This window comes from Enterococcus sp. DIV0755f (genome assembly GCF_051713725.1).
Taxonomy (GTDB): Bacteria; Bacillota; Bacilli; order Lactobacillales; family Enterococcaceae; genus Enterococcus_D; species Enterococcus_D casseliflavus.
Map to the genome: position 1 here is coordinate 585,071 of NZ_JBIOQL010000001.1, position 23,695 is coordinate 608,765.

Genomic DNA, 23,695 nt, shown 5'->3' on the forward strand with positions numbered 1-23,695 from the left:
AAGTTATGGAAAACGTATACCGAAATAACTTTGTCAAAAGAACGGTTCAACTGATGTTTGCACCAAAAAAAATCAGAAAACGTCCACCCGAACAATGGATCAAAATGCCTACCGACCGAGGTATTCGGAGAAAGGACGCATGATCCAGCATCTCGCAGCTATGCGTGAAATAGTATTTGAAGAAACGAAACTCAGGAAGTCCCGTCATGGGACTTCCTTTTTTATGTCATTTTTATCACATTCTTCATTGAGAAAATTATTAGTACAGGCGCTCTTTTGCAGACGCAAGGTCAAGAATACGATGGAATAAGAAATCACAAACTACAAAGAAACCAATGTCAGCACTCAATGGATCATTGGATAAGGGACTACAATCCTTCTTTTCATTGAGGGATTTCCCTGTTTCTTTTGATCGATTTTAAATTGGATATTGCCAGGAAAAATACGCGCCAACGAATTATCATTCTCTAATGGTACAGGAGACCAACGTTTAAGGAACGTAAAAGCAATCAAAAAAGCGCTTTTTCGTACAAAGATTCTGTTAAAATGAAGATATGGATAAAAAAAAGTAATTGCTGCAAATCAATCATTTAAAGAAGGTGAAAGCATGGACTACCAAGAAATCGCGCGTCATTTTCAGACAACATCGTTTGATCCCCAACCGTTTGTGCAAACGGCGATCGATGATCGAAAGGTAAGGGAGAAGCTAGTGGAGAATGTCGTTGATGGTCAAAATCATATCAATGAGTATTTCAATAGTTATTTGATCATTAAAGAAGTAGCCATTAAAAACCCTGAGCTGATTTATGATGAGTGGGAACGGATCTGGGCACTGCATACCCACAAAAATTCCTATCATCGGTGGATCGCCCATGATCTGATCACGCAACTTTTGGTGATCGATCATGAAGACAAGTTTGAAGCAATCAAGCGAGAATATGTACTGCTGCCCAAAGAAGAAAAAATCAGTAATTACAAGAAGATGTCTGAGAATATCCAAAAGGCTATGAAGCTCAAAGACCTCAGCAAAGAAATTTCACTGTTATGGAAAATTAAGTACATGTGATGAATGAACGGAAAATCAGGTTGATGGTATTGCTTTCTATTAGCTAAATCATAGAAAAAACAGGCTATCTTTTTGTGATTCAAAAAAGAGCAGATGTATCAGTAGCAAGCAGTGATTATGAAGTTTAAAAAATTGATATCTCTGCTTTTTTAGCCTGTAGTTGACTCATTATCCGATACTGAGCGCGCGTATTTCAACATGTCGCTGTATGAAATAACAGGGAAATCTCCCTTAAGTCCTTGTAAGAAGCCAAGTGAAACTTTATACTAGAATGTAATACTTATTCAAAAAAAGGACAAATAAAATGAGGACATGAGCTTTTATGAAGAAATATTGTAAGGAAAATGTGCTAGAAGCGGCGATGACGCGTTTGGAATATATTTTTGATACGTTTCCCCATGTGTATTTCTCTTTCAGTGGTGGAAAAGATAGCGGGGCCATAATCCAGTTGGCTGACCAAGTCGCACAGAAAAAAAAGAAAACCTTTGATCTGCTGATTTTAGATATCGAGGCAAATTATGATGCTACGAGAACGTTCATGGAAAAAATCAAAGCGTTACCAAGTATCAATCAAACCTTCCACTTCTGTTTGCCCTTTTACGAGGACAACAATACCAGTGTCTTTCAGCCACAATGGCTGATGTGGGATGAACAAGAACGTGAGAAGTGGGTACAGCCGATGCCTAAAGATGCGATTTCACTTGCTGATTTGGATGAATCATTGATGGAAATCTATCAGAGTGCAAATATGAACCCTGATAAGTTTTTACGAAACTTTGCTCATTGGTACGCAAGCTATCATCAGTTTGAGCCGGTTGCTTGTGGTGTGGGGATACGAACCCAGGAAAGTCTGTATCGGTATCGATCGATCACATCGCCAAAGTATAACTTTCGGAAGCAATGCTGGATCAAACGGCAAGTAGCAGATTCAATGGTCGTTAATTTTTACCCAATCTATGATTGGAAGACCGAAGATGTGTGGGGAGCATATGCCCATTTTGACTGGCCGATCAATGGCTTTTATGAAAAGTTGTATGATCATGGCGTTCCGATCCATCAAATGCGGATCTGTCAGCCTTACGGTATGCAGCAACGAAAAGGCTTGTACCAATATGCTTTGGTGGAACCGGAAACGTGGGAACGCGTCGTAAATCGTGTGTCAGGAGCCAATTTTGGTCGATTGTATGCCCAGACAGGATTGCTGGCGCATTACAATACGAGAAAGCCTAGTCATATGACTTGGCAAGAGTATGCGGTCTTTTTACTGGAATCAATTGGACTTTATTCAAAGAAATTACAGGATCATTATTACCGCAAAATCACGATCTTGATTGATCATTATCGAGAAAAGCACGGGATCGAAGTGGAAGATATACCCGATGTGACCAAACGTAAGGACTGGCTGAAAAACGAAGTACTCTGGCATGACTGGAAAGGGATCGCTCGTGTGTTAGAAAAAAATGATTTTTCTTTGAGTACGCGACAATATAGTTTGACGAAAAAAGATGAGTCTGAATTGTATGAGTTGGCGGTCGATTTTGGGGCGGCTTTGGGGATCGAGCATTTACCCAAGTATCAGTTAAAAAAATTGAATGCCAAATACGAGTATTTAACGAAAAAAATCACCTAACGATGGACGAGTGCGTCCTTAGAGAGGAAGGGTTTTGTGAACGAACGATTGGTTTTATTTTTTTCACCGTATAAGAAAAGCCAATTCTATCAATTGATGGGGGCTTTTTTTGCAGAACGGGTGTATCAGCAGCAATTTCCGTACTTGGTCAATGATGAGAACTGCTACTGGTACGTGATTCTTGATGACGAAAAACGGGTGACTGCTTTTTCTTATTATGAAAAAGGCGCCAATAAAGTGGAGCTAGGGGAATTTTATGAAAAAGATCCAGCCGCTCAATTTAAAAAGTTTCTTTTACGGAAGATGCTGGTGGATATCAGCCGCAACTACCCAGAAGCAGAGATTCTCGCTTCTAGTAACCAGCCTAGTGAAATTGCACTTTTGGAGTCAAAAGGGTTTGCGGTTTATCGACAAACAAAAAATTATTCATTTCTAAAAAGGAGTGTAGTACCTCATGAGCGATATCGATTTTCCAGTGTTAGCGGCGAAGCTGATCCCAGTCAGCAAGATTCAAGCGAATACGTATAACCCCAACACCGTGGCTGCTCCAGAAATGGATCTACTGGAACTGTCGATTCGAGAAGATGGCTTTACCCAGCCATTGGTTTGTTACCACGATAAGGAGCAAGACAAGTATATTTTGATCGATGGGTTTCATCGGTACATCGTAGCAAAAGACCGCTTGGAATTGCCAAGTGTTCCGGTCACGGTGATCGATAAGCCATTTGAGAATCGCATTGCTTCAACGATTCGCCACAATCGAGCACGTGGTACCCATGGTATCGAGAAGATGGGAAACATCGTGCAGCAGTTGGTAGCTAACGAGTGGTCGGATGAACGAATTGCCAAGGAATTGGGGATGGACCGCGAAGAGGTCTTTCGCTTTAAGCAGCGTTCAGGTTTGAAAAGTGCCTTTTCTAACCATGAATTCAGCAAGTCTTGGATTGAGTTTGAAAAAAGATACTACAAAGGCAAAAAAGAGACCTGAGAGGTTGAAAAAACTATTTAAAAAAGCTATCTATTAGAAGATAGCGATTCGTTAATAATTCTTTTTAAATTTTGAATAGGTGTTTTTTACAACGATAATGATCAAATTGACCACCATCGACAAGCAAAGCGTCCCTAAGAGAATAGCTAGGATCACACCTAATGCGTCTCTTAGAAAGCTGAAGATCGCTTCAATGATAAACATGGTTTTTCCTCCTTTTCTCATCGTCTATTTTTTCTGACAATTGCAAAAACAGCTTCCTTGAGCAATAACTACCCAAAGACTTTGCCCTGCGGGGTACAAGCCTCAGTTTCTTGAGAACTCGTCGCTTCAAAATTGAGTATACTTTGTAAATAATGAAAAAACGTTTCTATTTTTTACAATCGGAGAAAAAATCGGAAATGTTAAGAATAACGACATCTTTTCTGATTTTTCCTCGGTTTACATGAATAATCGTATCAGGTTGCATAAAAAAAGTAAAATGATAATAAAAAATCGAATCGAGAAAAAAGATACTATTTCGTAACTTTATAACCGTAAGCGAATTCAAAAACCTTGCTGCACCAAGTCTTTAAAACGTAAAGATTTGGTGCAGCTCTTTTGTTTCCCGCTGTGACGAGGGTTACAAAATGACTGACATTATTTTTCCGTAAAAAGCATCATTGCATAAAAATCAATGCGGATTAAAACCGTTTTATAACAAAGATAGTAAGCGCATTTTTAGCTCGACGACAAAATTTTTTGTGATGCTGGGAGAAAGCATCAGTGGATGTTTTGACAATAAGCCGATCGACATGTGGGGATCAGGTAAAGGAAGCGAGACGATTTTTACTCGAGCATGAGTTTGCTCAATGATGGAACGAGGGATCAGACTGCAGTATCCAGTTCGTTCGATCAAGTAAGGAATCGTACTGATATTGCTGACAGACTCCCAATGGATCGAAGGAACCTGATTGTCAAGATAGCTTTCAATTTTTGTGCGAGCTGGACAGTCAGACTTGGAACGATAGAGATGGCTCCCTTTAAGATCGGCTAGCTCATTGATGATTAATGGGTTTGAGATTGAGGTAATGCAGCAAAGCTCTTCTTGAAACAATTCCTCGTAGGCAAAATGTTTCTCGTGAGGAAGTGAGCATAAGGCGAAATCAATTCGGTTTTCATTTAGTGCATTGGCTAATTCCAGTGTTGAGCCCACGATGATCTCGAAGTTTATTTTTGGATAGTGCTGCGAAAAATCGTGAAGCAGTGCAGGCAAAACCAAAATGTCATAGGGTTGAAGGATGCCCATCCGCAACGAATACTCGACCGTATGGGAAGCATTGATCAACTGTTCTTTGACCCGCTCCCAGTGGGCAATCAGTTCGGGTACTTCCTGTTTCAACAATTCGCCTTCCAAGGTCAATACATTGCTTTTTCCTTCCAAAAATAACGCTACTTCTAATTCGTCTTCTAACTTTTTGATATGGTTCGTAACGGTCGACTGGGCATAGTTTAGTTTGGCGGCAGCTCTAGTAAACGTACCTTCCTCGACGATTGTTTTGAAGGATTGCAGCTCCTTGATAAAATCCACGTTTGTTCCCCTCTCTTTTTACCTATTATACAAAAAAGGAGCGGGGAGAAAATTTCTTTTTTTTCTAGTAAATAAAAAAATTAGATACAAAAGTTATTTAAAACATGCAGTCTGTTATGACCGTATGTTTCTTTGCTTTTAAAATAACACTTCTCACAGCTGGGGCTAAAAATAGCCGCTAAAATTTCTTTCATTAAAAATTCACGAAGCAGGCAACTTTTCAGGGATTACGAACAGCACATAAAAACAAGACAGTGGCTTTCTCCGCTGCGCTTGAATGGAAAAGCGTTTATTAGGAAAGGAATCTTGCAAAAAAGGTCTGATTTTTTTCTGATGTGAAAAAAATAGACACGCTAAGAGAAAAGAAAAATGGATACTTAGGAAAGGGTCAAAATAGTAAACCGCGCAATGAAAAACTGGCGGCGCTTCCTTCAAGAAGGCCGTCAGTTTCCTTAGGTCAACGAATCGGTGTGATTCTTGGCTGAATCAGCTGTTCAATCGTTTTGTGGATGATCGTCCAGTCCGAAAAGGTGGGGACATTTGAAATGCGTAGTTGCTGAAATTTGGTGTTGCTTTTCAGATGCAAGTCAAAATTGCTGACGATCAAATCTATTTCCCGATGGATCAATTCTTGTTCATCAGGAGCCACTTCAAAAAAGTAACTGATTTCTGTATGGTCGTTTTTAAATAATTCCGTTGATGCAGCTAAGAAAGCATCTAATCCAGCACCGCCTTGAAAAGCAAAGGCTACTTTGAGGTGTTTTTTCAGCTGGGGATTAGGCGCTAACTCGCTTAACAAAGTCAATGTGACTGCGATATGTTCCAAGTGAGTAAAGGAAAAGAAGCGGCTTTGATCGTTGAAAGGTTTCAACCACTCATTCCAAGCAAGGTAATCCGTCTTGAATGTCGTTTCAACAAAGACTTTGATCTGCGGATCAGCAAACTCATAATTGGCAGAAATCATCGTCAGCAGGCGAAGATTCACGAGATACGCGATGATCTTGTGGGCGGCTGCAGGTGGAATAGCGACGCCAGATTTCTCTAAAAAGGCAGCCGCTTCTGCAATAATTTCTGGTCTTTCTGTATGGTGAAAAATGTAATCCGCATCGCTTTCGCCGTTGATGTCCATCGTACTATAGGAAAGACAATGGAGCGCATTGACAAAGATCCAAAGCAGTTCTTGTTGCGGCAAGTGGATGATTCGGTATTTTTTCAAGTAATGTTCGTTTAATATTTCTGAGAAAATAGCGAAGCGTTCTTTCTCCAATAGATTGCGTTCTAAAGACGGCGGCAAGGTCAAAAAGTAAGAATAGCGCCACCTACGCTTGGCGATACTTAGCCACAGAGCAAGTCGGTAATGGCTGTAATGCAAATCTTTCGTGTTGGCTTCCTTGGCTTTTTGGACCAGCAGGCGGGCATCCGCGGGACTATCCTTATCTAAAATCGTGCTATCGCCATAAGCAGAAAAAAAGACGAACAGACAAAATCGGATGTCCGCTTCGGTACCAATAAAGTCAAGATGATTCGTGGCAATAGTTACAGAATAGGTTTGCAACGACTTGTTCATGTAGCTGATCGTCCGTAAAAGATGACTGCGAGAATAACCGAATTCAATCGTTGCTCGGTGAATAGAGTATTTTTTATTATCAATAATACTCGTCATGATTTTAAACTCCAGCGTTTCCATCCCCAGGTATTGGATGGCAGAATTGATGGAAGCGTTCGGCGCATAAGCGATCGAGACGATGTTCGTTTCTGAGAGTGTGATCTTGACCAGGTCTTTTGGCAAACTGTCACTTAAAATACTCAGCTCTTTGGTAACTGTAGGCAAAGATAGCCCTAGTAATGTCGCCAATTCTTGTGGATGATACCCTGTCGGTGCAGCATTTAGCACTTGTAAGATTTTTACTTGTCGAGAAAATGCTTTGTCCCGATGCAAGTTGATAGATAAATTTTCTAACATTGAAGTCACCACCTATCCATTGAAATTACGCTCGTTTTAAGTAAATTATATAATACTCTGCGCCAATCAAGAAGTCTTATCCCTTGAAAATTGGCGGATTTCATGTTAATGGTGCGCCGCATGTTTCATCGAGTGTGATACAGTCATTGAAAACAGCTTTTTAGAAAAAACAACCTTGCCAGTTGCAGACCTAAAACGCTTGGATAGATTGGTCCAAAGATAAGTGTGAATAACGTTGGGGAAAAGAAAAAGGAGAAAAAATGAAAATGAAAAAATGCGTAGTTATAAGTAAGAGCGCTTTAGTAGGGATGCTGATTTTAGGGACAACCTTTCCAAGCACATGGCCGATCGCTCAGGCAACAGAAACACAACAAACAGAGCAGCAAACACCATCCATAGACTCATCGGTTCCCTTGCTGGCAGATTCAACAGGAAGCATGGACTCAGGAGAAAAGACAGATTCCCAAGAAGGAAATGCTGACGTCGTATCTTCCGAAACAACCGCAAGTGAAGTGGTGACCACCCCTTCAAACCCAGAAACAAATCAATCTAACGCATCTGATACTGCAGAAAAAACTCAAATTTCAGTTACTGCCCCATCTGCTGAAACCATTGTAGAATCTACGGATAGTCAACCTTTCGCTGCAGAATCAACGAAGAGTATCGAGAGTTTCAACTACGATCTGACTGTAGAATATGATCCGATCAAGTATAAAGCACTGGTTTTGGATTTGCCAATCCCGGAAAAATACGCACACCAAACACTATACCAAGACCCGCAGCTGACAGAAGATTTTTATGTCTACAAAACGGATAAGGTATACATGCTGGTGGGGCTATGGTATACAAGTGAAGTGACTGGTACCAATCAATTAAATATATCTTGGACAAGCTTCACAGGTTTTACGATCAACTATTACGGTTTAACAGCGGTTTTAGAATATACCGACGTTAACGGAAACCTTTTGTTCACGGCGACATATAATGTTCGCTTTACGAATAGCCATTTGACGGTTAAATATGTGGATGAATCAGGGATGGAAATCTATCCTTCTCAAACCATCCATAATAGCACCAATGAACCCTATAATGTCTCTACAAGTGCGTTTATTCCAGAAATTCCAGGGTACGTTCTTGATACCAATCAACTACCGACGAATGCAAAAGGGAATTTTCCTCGAGGCGAAGCGACAGTGACCTACGTCTATCAAAAAGCACCAACGGATTTCACAGCGCTATCCGTGAAAGATACCACGATTTATGAACAGGATACATGGTCAGCGGCGGATAATTTTGAACAAGCAGTCTCAAAAGAAGGAAAAATACTGACTTACGAGGAATTCCTCGCTGAGGGCGGCAGTGTGTCTGGGCAAGTCGATACTAGTCAAGCGGGTACTTATACAATCAGCTACCACTTAAACAATGTAAGCAAAGAAGCAACGGTCCTCGTCAAACCTCGATTCACTGCGATTACTGTTCACGATTCTTCGTTGTACGTCGGCGAAAATTGGTCCCCAGAAGATAACTTCGACCAAGCCGTCGATCGGGACAACCATCCAGTTGCTTTTGCCGATGTGAGCGTTGACGGAAGCGTGGATACCAAGAAAGCGGGGACCTATGAGGTAGTGTATCGTTATGATGGGATAGAAAGCAAAGCCATTATCACCGTCAAAGCCGATCAAACCAACGTGACTGCCCATGATAGCGAGTTGTACACAAGGGAAAACTGGACAGCCAGAGACAACTTCGATAGTGCAACGGATCGGGATGGTAAACCTGTTGAATTTGGGGATATCACTGTTACAGGCAAAGCAGATACAACAAAAGCTGGCGAATATGTGGTTATTTACAGCTATAACGGAATAGAAAGCAAAGCCCTTGTTACCGTCAAGGCGGATCAAACGACAGTCAAAGTCCACAATAGCGAGTTGTATACAGGAGAAAACTGGACAGCCAAGGACAACTTCGATAGCGCAACGGATCGAGATGGTAAACCTGTTGCTTTTGAGGATATCACTGTTACAGGGACTGTCGATACAACGCAAGCAGGCAAGTACGAGGTCACTTACAGCTATCACGGTGTAGAAAGCAAAGCCATTATCACCGTCAAAGCCGATCAAACGACAGTTAAAGTTCACGATAGCGAGTTGTACACAGGGGAACAATGGGAAGCCAAGGACAACTTCGATAGTGCAACAGATAGAGACGGTTCATCTGTTGATTTTGGGGATATCACTGTCACGGGGACTGTCGATACAACGCAAGCAGGCAAGTATGAAGTCATTTACGGCTATCATGGCGTAGAAAGCAAAGCCATTATCACCGTCAAAGCCGATCAAACGACAGTTAAAGTTCACGATAGCGAGTTGTACACAGGGGAACACTGGGAAGCCAAGGACAACTTCGACAGCGCAACGGATCGGGATGGTAAACCTGTTGATTTTGGGGATATCACTGTTACAGGCAAAGCAGATACAACAAAAGCTGGCGAATACGTGGTCATTTACAGCTATCACGGTTTAAAAAGCAAAGCCACTATCACCGTAAAAGCGGATCAAACGTCCCTGAAAGTTCACGATTCAACGATCAAGCAAGGCGATGAATGGCTACCAGAAACAAACATTGATTCTGCCATCGATCGTGATGGCAAAGAAGTAGCCTTTTCAGAAGTAGAAGTCAACGGCACAGTGAACAACAACATAGTCGGTCAGTACACGGTCTCCTACCATTACGGAGCAGTGATTGCCTATGCCGTGATTACTGTACAAGCAAAAGTCAGCGAAGCGCCTAACGAAACACCTGAAGAAACGCCAACAGAAGTACCAGAAGAAAATCGTCCGGAAAGTGAGTCGCCTGTGACTGAAATCCCTGAAACTGCAGCGTCTGATCCAATAATAGAAGAACCGATCAAGACACGTCCTGAGACAGAGACGTCAGAAACAAACGATCAAGAGAGAAACGGAAAACGGCCATCAGAACAATCAGACAAACCCTCAGCAACGGAACAGAAAGCACGGATCAAAGCAAGCAAACAATCCACTGCTAAGCAACTGCCAAAAACAGGAGAAACAAGCAGTGTCTTGCTAAGTGTGACAGGTATCTTATTCTTAATCGGCGGACTGGTGTTCTTGTTCCGTAAGAAATCATGGAGAAAACAACAATAGGATCAACAGAAGAGCTAGCAGAATAAAACATACAGGACGAACAAGCTGGATGAATCGCTTATAAGAGAGAAAAAAATCGATCTTTAAGCCATCACAAACATCAGCAATGTTCGTCCTGTTTTTTATATAGTGAGAAGCCGAAAGTACGAAGTTCAACCAGCACGTGTATTTATGAAATGACCTCATCCTTCTCCAGACTAAGATAGCGATAAAAAGTCGAGCGCTTTAAGCCTGTTTGGGCACAGATATCCACAACGGCTTTTCCTTCCTTTTGATAAAGGTGCAATGCGTGTTGGATCAGTGCGGGATCGATTCGTGGACGACCGCCAATATTTCCTCTAGCACGCGCGGATTCTAAGCCTTCTTTGGTCCTCTCAACGATGATGTCTCGTTCGAATTGGCTAAAGGCTTGGAAAACAGTCATCATTAATTTTCCTTGAGGGGTTTGTGTATCAAAATTTTCTTTGATACTGATGACTTTTACCCCTTTCTTTTCAAAAAAGTAGACGAGATCAATCAGGTCTTTGGTACTTCTTCCTAGCCGCGAGAAACTTTCAATAATGATTTTATCGTTTTCTTTCACTCGTTTTTTTAGTTTATTTAATTCAGGACGATTTGCGCGTACACCACTGATCTTTTCAGTATAAATTTTGTTGCATTCATACCGGTCAAGTAAATCCAATTGACGAGAGAGATCCTGTTGTCTTGTGGATACACGGGCGTATCCATAAACCATATTTGTCATACAAATTCCTCCAGTTGCACAAAAAGAGTCTACATAGAGAATACCTTGTTTGTTCACTTAAGTACATATTCTAACACCAACTTAAGTAAATTTGGGAAATAGGAAGGTTTTTTATAGACGCAAATATTGTACTATAGAAAAGAAACCAGTCGGTGAAGGAGAAACACGGAGGGCAAAATGAGAGAATTGCAGTTAAATTTTATGCTAAACAAAACGACCGTTCGATGGCTTCAAATGTTAAATACCTTTGAGCGAGAACGGACTTGTTCCATCGCAAGTTTAGCCAACAAGCTTGATGTGACCCAACGGACGATCAGCTCTGACATCAAGGAATTGAAAACCTATCTGCAGGAGGCAGCGGAATTTACTCTTGAAGCCAATGGCTATCATTTTAGGGAAACTGATCCGAAAAGATACTTGTCTCAAAAAAAGGAGCTTGTTGCAGAAGAAGGCATGTATCAAATCGTGGAAGCCATTTTCCACGGGGAATTCTGTTCGGTTGAAGAGTGGGCGCAGCGCTTATATGTATCAGAAAGTACGATGCGTCGTTATTTGAATACCGCTTCTGCGACGTTACGAAAGTATCATTTAGAGTGGATCTTGCAACCGGTGAATTTGAGTGGATCAGAAGCCAATATTCGCAAGTTTTTTAAAGATTTTTATTATGAATCAGATGTCACGCCGCATACGCTCTTGCCCCCCAAAGAACTGATCGCGTTAGTCAGTGATGCCTTCTCAAAAATTCCCACAGCGCTGGTGAATACAGGCGTTTCTCCGAGTGATTTTTATTATAGTTTGTATATTACGATCAAGCGCTATCAACTGGGAAAGACTGTTCAGATTCCTCGATCGTTGGCAGCAATCGTCGAAACGCATGAGGCGTTTGCGATAATGAAGAACTTAGCGCCTAAAATCGAAGCGCTATACCGAGTAAGACTACCGCAACAAGAAATGATGTGGCTTTATTTAGTGACCGTGATGAAACGAACTTTGACCGAGCCTGAAAAAGAGCAGCAATTCGTTGCAGCGTTTGGGCTGTATCCTGAACTCGAAGAACTGAGTCAGCGCTTCGTGCAAGAATGGGGCATTTCCTTTCAAGAGCCTCAACAGGTCCAGACGATGATCCACGCCTTTTTCCTGTCAAAGAAAATCAATGAGCAGCTGGCGCCCGTTTTAAATCACTTGCTAACAGAAGTAAAAACTGAAGCGCAAAAGCATGGTTCTGCTGCTTATCAAAAAAATCTGGCATTTATGAAGCAGCACCAAGCGATTCTAGGGGTCAAACAGGAGTATCTGTCAGATGTTTGTGCGGCACTGACCCTTTACAGTGAAGCAATCAGGGAGCTTTATGCTCAAAAAGTCAAACGGATCGCGTTGATAATAGAAGGTGATCTCTATGCCTGTCACACGATTCGTGCGCGCTTCTTGCGTTATGTCGGCAATGATCATCGGGTATTTTTTCCAAAAATCAATGAATTGACGAGCGATTATTTGAAGGAAAACGCCATTGATCTTGTGGTCACGAATTATAGTGAATATTTATCAGAGTTCATCTTATCGACTGATTCTCTTTTACTCAAAGCAATCCCCGATCATCAAGATTGGCTAAGAGTGATTGAAAAAATCGATCCTCAGTTAGGGCAAGCGTTAAGCGTTCCCACAGCCTAATCCACGTGTTGCAACACAGCATGACGAGGACATGGGTGGATAGATCAAAGAGAAAAGCCGCAACCGTTACGATCGACGGGTGCGGCTTTTATTCGTTTGTCTAATAAAAAAGGGAGTTATCTGAAAATATGCCCACTATTCCTGAATACCAAAAGATTGGGTTATTTTGGTGAAAGAACAGCCTACGCGAAAATAATTAGTTGGCATTTACTAGTTTATCAAAAATCGCTTCAAAGGTTTTGAACGTATCACTGTCTAACTGACACAGCCATAAAAGGTAGCTTTTTTCTTTGAATGTCCATTCGATTGAAGGGTAAGAGGCAATCAAGGCTTGGTATTTCTCTCGTTGTTCACTGGTAGCTAATAACCAGCGCTTCTCAAAAATCTTTTTCTCTTCCATTTTTTATCTATCCCCCATAAAGAAACGTTGCCTGAAACTTCACTAACGGGCAACGTAAATCTAATGATATGCAGATCTACGTTTAGTATACCAAAGAAAAATGAATTTTTTTAGAAGATGTGTAAAATTACATATAATTTCTTTTATTTTGCTTTTTTCTGACATTTTTTATAGAAAAGAAGCATTCTGTTGAAGATAACTGTTGATAAAAATGTTTCAGACAATGCTAAGAATGAGTAGGCAAAAACAATGTATCCATCGTATTGAGTCAAGTGGTTACAGGTAATAACAAAAATGGACGATCCTTTTTAAATCATAAGGAATCGTCTTTTTTTATAACGCTTTTTTTTGCACAAACTTTCAAAATGCCTTATTTGAAAAGAAAATGAAAATCAATTTATTCACACAGGTTTGCAAATCTTGATTTATTGCTCGATGAGCAACCGTGTTAAATTTAACCTCGATTAAAACAATAAAATTTCGTCAAAAAAACATCTTTTTTTAGAGCTCATCTATGATATTTAGTGAGTTTCTATCGAATAGGTTGTTCCAATAAGGTCTAAGACAGATTTTTTTTAAGGGAGTAAGAAAGGACGCGTGATAAAAGTGAAATGAATCTTTAACGTACGAAAGAATAGAGAAGCAGGGGTGACTTATGAATAACTAATTTAGTGATGAAGTCACAGGTTTGTTAATGATCAGTCATCGGACAATGTTCTCCATTCTAGCAGCGGTGATTGGCTCAGAAGAAAATGCGAAGTCATTCTATGACAAACTACCTGATGAGGAAGGATGAATTCGTACAAGCATCATTAACCGGAGAACATGAAGAAATACAACGATAGAAAGATATATAGGTTGAGTTGGAAGGGAAAATAAAATGAAAAACAATTTTAAATTGAAAGCAACAGGTTTATTACTCGTTTGCCAAATGACTTTATCATCATTACTAGTGGTAGCGATGGCACAAGAGCACGAGGATTTGGAAGAAAATTATAACATAGAAAAACTAGTGGATGGGTTAGAAGAGAAGCAGCCAGAGGCAGCAAAACAAGCTGAAAATGAACCAGTCGATCCACAAGAACAACATTTAGCACCAGATGATACCCAAAAGTCAGAAGCTAGGGATATGACGGACACAAACGCATTATCTGAACAAGTACTACAGATGAATACTCAAGGAAGCCCCATCTATTCTTTGAAGGGTCTTAACAAAAGAGAAACACTCAATACAACTGGAAGTAGTGCTTATATTTTTAATGTATGGATAGAGGAAGATGCGAATGGGTTACCTGTATTCAATCATGATATCAGTAAGCATTTCATAAATTATGGCGCGAGGGTTACATTTAGCAATGGACAGTCGGCTCAGACATTTAAAAATGCTGCGACAGGCTCCCATATGATTTGGCAAGTAAATTTAAATGACCAATTGAGACCGAGACGTGGTGATACTTATACGATCAGAGATCTTAATCCATCAGGTAATCCGATCCATGCGGCAGCTACCGGCGTCTTGATGGAAGATCGCTATTATGAAGATGATCGCCAATTCGGGCAAAGTGTCTATGATCTTTTTGTAGGGGATACTTTTGAGCAACTACAAGAAGGTGTAACACAGCAAACAATTGCATCAACAAGAAGTAACTTAGAGGAACAAATGTTTCCTAGTGAAGAGAAGCAAAGATTGATTGAGGGGCTGGATTTCTTGGAAGAGTTCATCTGCCAAGACGATCTTTTTTAATTGTTCGGAGACAACGACAGTTTCTCCCGCTTGATGACGCTCAAGGATAATATACAACCAATAACTGATATACCAAAATGAAGCTGTATTATTGGTTTTGCCGCGTATATTGCGAAAAAAATCTAAGACGATATTTTGCACAGCGATGGTTGGACGTACCGTATGAGGCGTAGCATCCGACTCATAATAAAAGGCATGGAAAAATTTGCGAATATCCGCTTCTGATCCGATCAGACGGAAATTCTTATGATCAACAGATAACTGAAAGGGCTTCAGGGCTTTTTCAAAAAGTGTCAAATAGCGTAAAAGGGAACTCTCAGAAAGATAAAAATAGTCTGCCCATTCGGAAACTGTCCGATATTCTCCCTTAAACAGATGCTCAAGAATAACGAATAACGGTTCATTCTGAAGGAGCGCTCGTTTTCGTTCCAGATATTCTTTCGGTAGTAATTCATGAAGAGAATAGCCATTCGACGTGGATTCGATCATTAGCGTACTTCCAAAGTAGTTCCGTAGCCCCTCCATATCATAAATGATCGTGCGCCGCGAACTCTGGACAGCTTTTGACAACTCACGATTCGAAAGGGTCTTATGCCGTTCCAAAAGATTCAATAGTTTCAACCAACGATTGGTGGTCGTAGAAGTAATAAACGTCATCTGAAAATTTTTCATTCGTAACACTCCCATACGGTCTGTTTGATGGATCATCGCTCACGTCTGATTATGGAATATGGATACGGGCAAGGCAAGGGAAAGGTTTTTAGATTTAAATTATCGAAATGGGCGCAGAGTATAAGGAGAATTTCACCAATTCAACTTTGCTTTCCCTAGCTTTCATTGTATATTTAGGTGAAAGCGTATTTAGGAGGTAGCACGAATGGAAAATAAAGGAACCTCAGTCAGAAGTCTTTTGTTGCGCTATTTAAATAATCAGAAAAAACAAGACAATAATTACTTTATTGCACAGGCGATTCTAAGAAGTTTTTCGAAAATCCCTAAGATGACCATTTATGAACTCGCAGAAGAATGCTTTGTGTCGACTGCAGCGATTTCGCGATTCATTCGAATTTTGGCTTTTTCATCTTATACGGAATTCAAACAAGCGGTTGAAAAAGAGATCGATATCGTCAGCGATTATTCCAAAAAAGTGATCCAGCCCGTGGAACAAAGGGAGAAATTTCTGGACGAATTCACCTCAAATCTTTTGATCAATTTGAGGTACGCCAAAGAACATCTCTCGATTTCAGAACTTGAAACAGTGGTCTCTGCGATCTATGAAACAGAAAACGTTGCTGTGTTTGGCTTAGAATTTGCTGCTTTTATGGGACAGCATTTGCAAAGCAAATTAGCAAGCATGGATAAAATTATTCGGATTGGTTTTACAGTGGAAGAGCAATTAAAAATTGTGGAAGAAAGCTCGCCAGATAGCTTGGTTTTGATTTTTTCGATGGAGGGTGGTTTCTTTTACTTTAGTGAAAAAGTGATTGCAGCATTGAAGAAAAAGGGAATCAAAATTATCGTCTTTACGTTTAAGCATTCTCCAATCATTGAGCGAAGTGCAGACCAAATTATCCTCTGTGGAGAGATCAACGAAAACACCGAAGGACGGATTGCTATTCTATACACGATGGAGTTACTGATTTATATGTATATGAAAAAGTTCTATTTGCCTCAATAGTTTCATATTTTGAAACAAGACCTTTGGATTTGAAACCAGAGGTCTTGTTTTGTTGTCGTTAGAATTAATTCTGAATGGTATCGTTTTCTTATAAGGGAAAGGTGGAAGGAACAATGGTTAAAAAAGATTTTTATTGGGGGGCATCAACCTCAGCATTTCAAGTAGAAGGAGGCTTTGGTGAAGGTGGAAAAGGGATTGCAACAACAGATGTGCGTCACGTACCGGAGGGAATTGCAGATTCGAAGATCGCGTCCGATCACTATCATCATCTAAGCGAAGACATTGAATTAATGGCAGACTTAGGGATCGATCTCTATCGTTTTTCGTTCAATTGGACACGTGTCATGGGTGATGGTGATCAGCCGAATCAAGAAGGCATCGATTTTTATAATCGTTTGATTGATGGGTGTCTTGAAAAAGGAATCACACCTTTTCCTACCCTCTATCATTTTGAAATGCCGCAAGCATTGGTAACCAAATTTGGCGGATGGAAATCAAGAAAATGTATTGATTACTTTGTTGCTTATGCAAAAGTTTGCTTTCAGCATTTCGGTGATCGAGTCAAGTTGTGGGGAACGATCAACGAGCAATTGATCGTCACAGCAGCTTCTGATTTAAATGGCAATCACGAAACGGATGCAGATGAAAAAATGAAGCAGATGTATCAAATGAGTTACAATATGTCGCTAGCTGAGAAAAAGACAATTCAAGTTTTTCGAAAAATCGTAAGAGATGGGAAAATTGGACCGGTGTGCTCTATGCAAGTTGTTTATCCTGAAACACCTTCGCCAAGGAACATCTTAGCAGCTAAGAACGCCGAAGACTTTTTACAAAATTGTTTTCTCGACATGTCAGTATTCGGCGAGTACCCGAAAAGCTACTGCAATTATTTGAATGAGAAAGGTTGGTATCCAGAAACGGAACCAGCTGATCAAGAAATTTTGAAGAAGAATAAACCAGATCTTATAGGGATAAACTATTACTGTAGTACCTGTATACGTGCCGTTGAACCGGGAGAAGATACAAGCAAACTACCACCATTTTATCGAAATGAGCGATTTACCTTAGGGAACAATCCTTATTTAACGAAGACGAAATGGATGGAATTTGGTATTGACCCTGAAGGATTATATATAGGTATGCGGTCGATTTATGAAAAATACCATTTACCAATGATGGTGACTGAAAACGGTTTAGCGTATTCTGATCGTATTGAAGATGGGCAAATTCACGATGTCTATCGTATTGATTACTTAGAACAGCATATTAAGCAATGTGAGCGTTTTATGGAGGAAGGATATCCTTTATTGGGTTATAGTCCTTGGTCACTACTTGATCTGGTTAGTTCACACCAAGGGTTTAAAAAGCGATATGGTTTGATTTTTGTTGATCGCACAGATGAAGATCCAAAAGAATGTCGACGAATTCCTAAAGACAGTTACTATTGGTACCAAAATAAAATAAAAAACACTAAAAAGGGGTAAGAAAAATGAATGCATTTATCCACTTTATGGAAAAAAGATTTATTCCCGTTGCGAATAAAATTTCTTCGAATCGCTATTTAAAAAGTGTGAGTACAGGTTCGATGTCATTACTAGGCGTTATTATGTTAGGTGCCATCTTTACAGTTATTTCTAGTTTAAGCTGGGAACCGTATCAAAACTTTCTATCAGTGACCAACATTGGGACAGTAATGAATTATATTCCAGCTTACACAATTGATTTATTAGGTTTGTATATGGCATTTAGTATTGCCTACTGTGGAGCAGGAATATTCGGGATCAAAGAACAAGCCTTGGGGACGGGGTTCATCTCATTGGTATGTTTCCTGTTATTAACGCCACTCACTGAAAATCCCGAAGCAAGAGCTTCATTTTTAAGTACCAATTATTTAGGCGCGCGCGGGGTCTTCGTGGCAATTTTCGTTTCACTGATCACGATTCAACTGATGAAATTGTTTGTGGAAAAAAATATTACGATCAAAATGCCCGATGGGGTGCCAGAAATGGTGACCAAGTCATTTACTTCTTTAATTCCAGCAGTTGTGATTGCGTCACTTTTTGGAATTGTTAAATTTGGTTTTAGCGTAACTAGTTATAATTCAGCGACAGATTTTGTTTATACATTGCTTCAAGAACCATTGCAGCGATTGACGGGTTCCTTAACTGCCTTTTTGATTCTTATTTTGATCTCGAATCTCTTATGGTTTTTCGGGATTCATGGTTCAATGACCGTATTGCCGATTCTCATGCCGATTTTCTTGGGTTATCTTGCAGACAATAGTGCTGCTGTGGCGGCGGGAGAAGCAGTCCCTCATGCCATTAATTTTGGGTTATACGATTTGGCATGTTTAGGGGGGAGCGGTGCAACGATTGGTTTAGTGACTGACATGTTTTTATTTTCCAAGAGTAAGCGCTACAAATCATTTTCAAAAATCGTATTTCCAAGCGGTCTTTTTGGTGTAAATGAACCAGTTGTCTTTGGAATGCCGGTAATGTTGAATGTGATGCTTTTGATTCCGTTCTTATTGACGCCATTAGTGATCACTTCTCTTGGGTACGCATTGATTTCTATGGGAATCATTACCGCACCGATTGGCATCCTAGGGGCGAGCTCGTTACCTCCGCTGATCCACGGCATCGTTCAAGGGAGTCTCTCTTTTGGTATCTATCAACTATTTGCAGTTGCTATTTCTATGGCTATCTATTACCCGTTCTTTAAAACCTTAGATAATCAAGCAGTTCAAGAAGAACGTTTAGCACAAGAACAAGCTGGATAAGAAACTCGCACAGGATTTACAGTTAACCATAATAACAACAAACGAGCGCAAGAGTGAAGTGATTCTTGCGCTCGTCGTCTGTGAAACTATCGATTGGAGGACAACTCAGTGAGAGAGACAAGAGAAACACTTTTCAAATTTACAGAGACAAGGAAAAAACAAATTCAGAAGATCGTAGAAAACATGTCAGTTATGGAAAAAATTGGTCAGCTTTTTTTCGTGATTGGACAATCAGGTTCTGTAAAGGAATTGACGGCTTTTATTAAGAAATACCAACCGGGAGGAATGATGTATCGCCCCGACAATGCTGAAAAATTGAAGGATCAGCTAAGAGCAGTCCAAGATGCTAGCACAATACCGTTATTTCTTTCAGCAAATTTAGAGTCAGGTGGGAATGGTATTCTTACGGAAGGGACATGGGTCGGTAATCCTATGCAGATCGCCGCTACAGATTGCACCGAAAATGCCTATTACTTAGGAAAAATTGCTGGGCTGGAAGCGGCTCGAATTGGTATTAATATGGCTTTTTCACCGATTGTCGATATTGATTATAACTTCAAGAACCCAATCACGAATACTCGCACATTTGGAAGTGATCAAAAACGAATTATTCGCATGGCTCAAGCGCAGATAGACGGTTTTTCTGAGAGTAACATCATTCCAGTGATCAAGCATTTTCCTGGGGACGGTGTTGATGAAAGGGATCAACATTTACTGAGTTCGATCAATTCACTCTCCGCGAATGAGTGGATGGAATCGTATGGGACTATTTATCGCCAGTTTATTGAAAAAAACGTCAGCTGTATCATGGTGGGACACATTTATCAGCCTGCATGGGAGCGAAAACTTTCACCAACTATCAGAGAAACCGAATTGATGCCTGCTTCTTGCTCGAAACTTCTAGTTAACGGGTTACTAAGAGATACACTGGGCTTCAATGGGTTGGCTATCACTGATGCAACACCAATGGTCGGTTACACGACGATCATGCCTCATAGAGAGCGACTCGTTGCTTCAATCAATGCAGGAATCGATATGTTGCTTTTTAATAAAAATATTGATGAAGATTATGAAGTGATCGCATCTGCTGTAAAAGAGGGAAGCATTCGTATGGAACGTTTGGATGAAGCAGTCGCACGAATTTTAGCAGTCAAGATGTACCATGGTTTATTTACTGAAGTAAGGGAAGAGACAGTCAATAGTACTCCTAAAAGTGTCATCGATCGTACTGAATATCAGTGGGTAACGAAAAAAATTGCTGATGAGTCGATTACATTGGTCAAAGACAGAGAAAAACACTTACCACTCACCCCACAACGATACCCTCGAATCCGTCTCGTTATTTTGGGTGATTCTGACGACGGTGGATTTAAAGAGGGAGGACGAGTGGGTCCGCTTTTTAAAGCTGGATTAGAAGCTGCTGGATTTGAAGTCAACCTTTTCGATAATCAACAATTGGATTTCCAAGAGGTTTTCGAGGCAGGGGTTGAGGATCTTAGAAATAAATTTGATTTGGCATTGTATGTTGCTAATGTTGAGACCGCCAGCAATCAGACAACAGTTCGTTTGGATTGGAATCATTTGATGGCCGCAAATGCTCCCTGGTATGAAAAGGATCTCCCTACCATTTTTGTTTCTACTGCCAATCCCTATCACTTATTTGACATCCCTTATGTTTCAACTTTTATCAATGCGTATACAGGAAATCCAGAAACAGTGGAGGCTGTAATCCAGAAATTGCTAGGGAAAGAACCGTTTAAAGGTAAGAGCCCGATCGATCCATTTTGTGGGGACTTTTTAGCTAGAGCAAAATAACTTTTATAAGAAGGAGGAGAAAAAATGAGACAAAATCGATTACTGAATGATGGCTGGCAATTTCACTTAGGTGAGATAGAAGAGCCAATGAAAACAGTCAGAAAAGCCGCAGCTATCGGTGGCTTGGCAGCTCCGCTTGAAAATGAAGCGGGGGATACTGTTTTGATAGGTGCTGGTGGAGAACATTTTCTACGGCTGATTGCTCAAGGTGATCGTGAAAAAGGCTTGAGAATGTTGGCGAACACTGCTTTGGAAAGTGAACTTGACGAAGATTGGGTATCTGTTGATCTCCCTCATGATTGGAAAAATGAACTTCCGTATGTTAATGATCCCGATTTACTGATGAGTGGATCAAAGCCAGACGGCATTGCCTATTACCGTAAGACTTTTGCGTTAACTCCAGATGAAGTGAACGAAAAGCAAGTGACTCTCCACTTTATGGGCGTCATGCGTATGGCATCTGTCTGGTTTAATGGTGTATTTCTAGGTGATCATTACAGTGGATACTCTGATTTTTCTTTTGATGTCTCTGAACTGATACGCATTAGCTCAGAGGGAGTGAATGTGGTGTTGATCAAAGTGGATACGACGAAAGGCGCGGAAGGCTGGTGGTATGAGGGAGCAGGTATATATAAGGATGTATATTTAGAAATAAAGCCAAAGCTTCAGATCGTGGCAGAAGCATCGTTTATCGAAACAACTGAAATAAACCAGCAGGAAGCGCTCCTTAAAATCACCGTTGGTCTTGCTAACCATCATTTTGAGAAAAAACAAAAGATAACGATCAAAAGTCAGGTGGCTGATCAACAAAATATCCATGAGTGTAACGTGGATCCTTTGGCGACAACAGAATGGAGTTATTGTCAAAAAATCTGCGCGCCTCAGCTATGGTCTCTCGAGAATCCACATCTATACCAAGCTACTTTTCAACTATTTGATGGCGAGAACCAAATCGATGACTATCAGCTTTTTTTTGGTATTAGGACAGTCGCATATACTACGAAAGGTTTTCTGCTTAATGGGGAACGTAAAGAATTAAGAGGGGTCTGTGAGCATCAAGATTTTGGTGGTCTAGGTGTCGCATTACCAAAAGATATTTTACGGTATAAGCTGTTGAAAATGAAAGAAATGGGGGTAAACGCCTATCGCAGTGCACATCACTTTGCTTCTAAAGACCTCCTTGAATTATGTGATGAGTTAGGTATCATCGTTATGAACGAGAACCGCATCTTGGAATCTAGTGAGTGGCGGACAAATGAGCTGGCAAAAATGGTGAAGCAAACACGTAATCATCCTTCTCTTTGTTTTTGGTCCCTTTGTAATGAAGAGGTGATTGGTCATACGCCGCTTGCTTACCGAATGGCACAAAAATTAGCAGCTGTGATCCGAACCCATACTTCGCAAAGTCTTATTGTTTCAGCGGAATTACTTAATCCTGCTGGTCAGGTGGATGCTTCTTATATGCGTATTTTTGATGTGAACGGGGTCAATTATCCTGAGTCTGCTGTAAATGGGACAGGTTTAGTTGCTGTAAAGGAAAAGTATCCGCTATTTTCATATCTTAGTACGGAAAGTGCTTCTTACTTTTCGACAAGAGGGGTCTATCAAGATAACAGCGAAAAATGTCATACTTCAAACTTTGGTTCTCTTTATTCTATGGTCTTACCTGGGAAACGAAAGCCTGAAGAGCCCGGAACCGGTGGTACGGCTAAACCGAAAGAAGTACTGCGTTACTTAGAAGAACATGCCTATATGGGAGGTGTCTTCTTGTGGACATTTATGGATTACTACGGTGAGCCAGCACCGTTTCACTGGCCTGGAATCAGTTCTCAATTTGGAATTACAGATACGGTCGGATTTGAAAAGGATTCTTTTTATTATTATCAATCAAGGTGGACTGAAACACCAATGGTTCATGTGTTTCCTCACTGGAACAAAGAAGGGTTAACAATTGACCAAGGGGTTACGGAGGTGAGGATTTTTTCTAATTGTCATACTGTTGAGTTGTTTCTGAACGGGAAGAGTTTTGGAAAGAAAAAAAATGATAAAGATGGCCTATCTTGGCATATTCCTTATGAACCAGGTTGTTTAAAAGCCATTGGTGTCAAAGAGGAACAAACAATTGAAGCAACTCGAAAAACAAGTGGTCCGACTGATTCTGTCACAGTTAAAGAACGATTCTGTGGAGCGGACTACTCTCTATTTGAGATCCAAGGAATCGATTCAGAAGGGATCGAGGTGCCAACTGCAGACGAACTTGTAGCGGTTTTGGTAAAAAATGGCACAATCCTCGGACTTGCTAATGGCGATCCCGCAGATCTAGACGGGTATAATTGCCAAGAGAAAAAACTTTTTTCAGGAAAATTAATGGCAATCATAAAAAAAGAACCAGGAAAAGTACCACTTATCCAAGCAGCACTAAAAAAAGTTGAGTAAAAGAGAAACAATTGAAGGTAATAGTAGTTAGCTTTGGTGCTCACAGATT

18 protein-coding genes are annotated in these 23,695 nt (G+C 40.5%); 12 read left to right on the forward strand and 6 right to left on the reverse strand.

The window, feature by feature from the left end:
* The first annotated feature begins 607 nt into the window (after positions 1 to 607).
* From IGI73_RS02690 to IGI73_RS02705, 4 genes are all read left to right on the forward strand, one after another.
* Positions 608 to 1,066 carry a hypothetical protein gene (locus IGI73_RS02690; protein WP_128488306.1) on the forward strand — a complete coding sequence of 153 codons (459 nt, stop codon included), beginning with the start codon at positions 608 to 610 and terminating at the stop codon, positions 1,064 to 1,066.
* Positions 1,067 to 1,388: 322 nt separating this feature from the next.
* On the forward strand, positions 1,389 to 2,696 hold the full coding sequence (locus tag IGI73_RS02695; protein ID WP_270788087.1) for a DUF3440 domain-containing protein: 1,308 nt from the start codon (positions 1,389 to 1,391) through the stop codon (positions 2,694 to 2,696).
* A gap of 36 nt (positions 2,697 to 2,732) precedes the next feature.
* Positions 2,733 to 3,224: a hypothetical protein gene (locus IGI73_RS02700; protein WP_438759049.1), complete on the forward strand. Its 492-nt coding sequence runs from the start codon at positions 2,733 to 2,735 to the stop codon at positions 3,222 to 3,224.
* Positions 3,151 to 3,684: an IbrB-like domain-containing protein gene (locus IGI73_RS02705; protein WP_438759050.1), complete on the forward strand. Its 534-nt coding sequence runs from the start codon at positions 3,151 to 3,153 to the stop codon at positions 3,682 to 3,684. Before IGI73_RS02700 ends, IGI73_RS02705 begins: the two co-directional genes overlap by 74 nt.
* Before the next feature lie 51 nt (positions 3,685 to 3,735).
* On the opposite strand, the gene IGI73_RS02710 is transcribed toward IGI73_RS02705, so the two are convergent.
* The 3 genes from IGI73_RS02710 to IGI73_RS02720 form a co-directional block, all read right to left on the reverse strand.
* Positions 3,736 to 3,888 (reverse strand): hypothetical protein, encoded by a 153-nt coding sequence (locus tag IGI73_RS02710; protein WP_270788088.1) that lies wholly within the window; start codon positions 3,886 to 3,888, stop codon positions 3,736 to 3,738.
* 490 nt (positions 3,889 to 4,378) lie between these two features.
* Entirely contained in the window at positions 4,379 to 5,254 is an 876-nt protein-coding gene (locus tag IGI73_RS02715) for a LysR family transcriptional regulator (RefSeq protein WP_438759051.1), read from the reverse strand.
* A gap of 457 nt (positions 5,255 to 5,711) precedes the next feature.
* Positions 5,712 to 7,217, reverse strand: coding sequence for a helix-turn-helix domain-containing protein (locus IGI73_RS02720; RefSeq protein WP_413159437.1), 1,506 nt, complete (start codon positions 7,215 to 7,217; stop codon positions 5,712 to 5,714).
* Positions 7,218 to 7,483: 266 nt separating this feature from the next.
* On the opposite strand from IGI73_RS02720, the gene IGI73_RS02725 reads away from it, so the two are divergent.
* Positions 7,484 to 10,381, forward strand: coding sequence for a bacterial Ig-like domain-containing protein (locus IGI73_RS02725; protein WP_438759052.1), 2,898 nt, complete (start codon positions 7,484 to 7,486; stop codon positions 10,379 to 10,381).
* A gap of 169 nt (positions 10,382 to 10,550) precedes the next feature.
* Here IGI73_RS02725 and IGI73_RS02730 read toward each other — a convergent pair whose 3' ends face one another.
* Complete coding sequence (locus IGI73_RS02730) at positions 10,551 to 11,126, reverse strand: recombinase family protein (RefSeq protein ID WP_005227582.1); 576 nt, start codon at positions 11,124 to 11,126, stop codon at positions 10,551 to 10,553.
* A gap of 177 nt (positions 11,127 to 11,303) precedes the next feature.
* Here IGI73_RS02730 and IGI73_RS02735 point away from each other — a divergent pair, with 177 nt between their 5' ends.
* Positions 11,304 to 12,794, forward strand: a complete 1,491-nt coding sequence (locus IGI73_RS02735) for a helix-turn-helix domain-containing protein (protein ID WP_081116968.1) — start codon at positions 11,304 to 11,306, stop codon at positions 12,792 to 12,794.
* Between the two features lie 196 nt (positions 12,795 to 12,990).
* On the opposite strand, the gene IGI73_RS02740 is transcribed toward IGI73_RS02735, so the two are convergent.
* Positions 12,991 to 13,194: a hypothetical protein gene (locus IGI73_RS02740; protein WP_081116967.1), complete on the reverse strand. Its 204-nt coding sequence runs from the start codon at positions 13,192 to 13,194 to the stop codon at positions 12,991 to 12,993.
* Between the two features lie 880 nt (positions 13,195 to 14,074).
* Between IGI73_RS02740 and IGI73_RS02745 the strand changes: the two genes are divergently transcribed.
* A complete protein-coding gene (locus IGI73_RS02745; RefSeq protein ID WP_228077445.1) occupies positions 14,075 to 14,938 on the forward strand; it encodes a hypothetical protein in 864 nt (287 codons plus the stop codon).
* Here the strand turns inward: IGI73_RS02745 and IGI73_RS02750 are convergent.
* A complete protein-coding gene (locus IGI73_RS02750) occupies positions 14,843 to 15,610 on the reverse strand; it encodes a helix-turn-helix domain-containing protein (protein ID WP_010748824.1) in 768 nt (255 codons plus the stop codon). The genes IGI73_RS02745 and IGI73_RS02750 overlap by 96 nt on opposite strands.
* Positions 15,611 to 15,815: 205 nt before the next feature.
* On the opposite strand from IGI73_RS02750, the gene IGI73_RS02755 reads away from it, so the two are divergent.
* The 5 genes from IGI73_RS02755 to IGI73_RS02775 all read left to right on the forward strand — a co-directional run bounded on the left by IGI73_RS02755 (position 15,816) and on the right by IGI73_RS02775 (position 23,646).
* Entirely contained in the window at positions 15,816 to 16,616 is an 801-nt protein-coding gene (locus tag IGI73_RS02755; RefSeq protein ID WP_010748825.1) for a MurR/RpiR family transcriptional regulator, read from the forward strand.
* Positions 16,617 to 16,729: 113 nt separating this feature from the next.
* Positions 16,730 to 18,100 (forward strand): glycoside hydrolase family 1 protein, encoded by a 1,371-nt coding sequence (locus tag IGI73_RS02760; RefSeq protein WP_008378052.1) that lies wholly within the window; start codon positions 16,730 to 16,732, stop codon positions 18,098 to 18,100.
* A gap of 5 nt (positions 18,101 to 18,105) precedes the next feature.
* Positions 18,106 to 19,395, forward strand: a complete 1,290-nt coding sequence (locus IGI73_RS02765; RefSeq protein WP_438759054.1) for a PTS sugar transporter subunit IIC — start codon at positions 18,106 to 18,108, stop codon at positions 19,393 to 19,395.
* 108 nt (positions 19,396 to 19,503) lie between these two features.
* On the forward strand, positions 19,504 to 21,210 hold the full coding sequence (locus IGI73_RS02770) for a glycoside hydrolase family 3 protein (RefSeq protein WP_074934545.1): 1,707 nt from the start codon (positions 19,504 to 19,506) through the stop codon (positions 21,208 to 21,210).
* A gap of 24 nt (positions 21,211 to 21,234) precedes the next feature.
* Positions 21,235 to 23,646: a glycoside hydrolase family 2 TIM barrel-domain containing protein gene (locus IGI73_RS02775; RefSeq protein WP_438759055.1), complete on the forward strand. Its 2,412-nt coding sequence runs from the start codon at positions 21,235 to 21,237 to the stop codon at positions 23,644 to 23,646.
* The last annotated feature ends 49 nt before the right edge of the window (positions 23,647 to 23,695 follow it).

Bases quoted from the DNA above. Each gene is read 5' to 3' on its own strand.
- IGI73_RS02730 (WP_005227582.1), bottom strand. From the start codon at position 11,126: ATGACAAATATGGTTTATGGATACGCCCGTGTATCCACAAGACAACAG.
- IGI73_RS02690 (WP_128488306.1), top strand. From the start codon at position 608: ATGGACTACCAAGAAATCGCGCGTCATTTTCAGACAACATCGTTTGAT.
- IGI73_RS02745 (WP_228077445.1), top strand. From the start codon at position 14,075: ATGAAAAACAATTTTAAATTGAAAGCAACAGGTTTATTACTCGTTTGC.
- IGI73_RS02705 (WP_438759050.1), top strand. From the start codon at position 3,151: ATGAGCGATATCGATTTTCCAGTGTTAGCGGCGAAGCTGATCCCAGTC.
- IGI73_RS02735 (WP_081116968.1), top strand. From the start codon at position 11,304: ATGAGAGAATTGCAGTTAAATTTTATGCTAAACAAAACGACCGTTCGA.
- IGI73_RS02695 (WP_270788087.1), top strand. From the start codon at position 1,389: ATGAAGAAATATTGTAAGGAAAATGTGCTAGAAGCGGCGATGACGCGT.
- IGI73_RS02750 (WP_010748824.1), bottom strand. From the start codon at position 15,610: ATGAAAAATTTTCAGATGACGTTTATTACTTCTACGACCACCAATCGT.
- IGI73_RS02775 (WP_438759055.1), top strand. From the start codon at position 21,235: ATGAGACAAAATCGATTACTGAATGATGGCTGGCAATTTCACTTAGGT.
- IGI73_RS02720 (WP_413159437.1), bottom strand. From the start codon at position 7,217: ATGTTAGAAAATTTATCTATCAACTTGCATCGGGACAAAGCATTTTCT.
- IGI73_RS02765 (WP_438759054.1), top strand. From the start codon at position 18,106: ATGAATGCATTTATCCACTTTATGGAAAAAAGATTTATTCCCGTTGCG.
- IGI73_RS02740 (WP_081116967.1), bottom strand. From the start codon at position 13,194: ATGGAAGAGAAAAAGATTTTTGAGAAGCGCTGGTTATTAGCTACCAGT.
- IGI73_RS02760 (WP_008378052.1), top strand. From the start codon at position 16,730: ATGGTTAAAAAAGATTTTTATTGGGGGGCATCAACCTCAGCATTTCAA.
- IGI73_RS02725 (WP_438759052.1), top strand. From the start codon at position 7,484: ATGAAAAAATGCGTAGTTATAAGTAAGAGCGCTTTAGTAGGGATGCTG.
- IGI73_RS02710 (WP_270788088.1), bottom strand. From the start codon at position 3,888: ATGTTTATCATTGAAGCGATCTTCAGCTTTCTAAGAGACGCATTAGGT.
- IGI73_RS02755 (WP_010748825.1), top strand. From the start codon at position 15,816: ATGGAAAATAAAGGAACCTCAGTCAGAAGTCTTTTGTTGCGCTATTTA.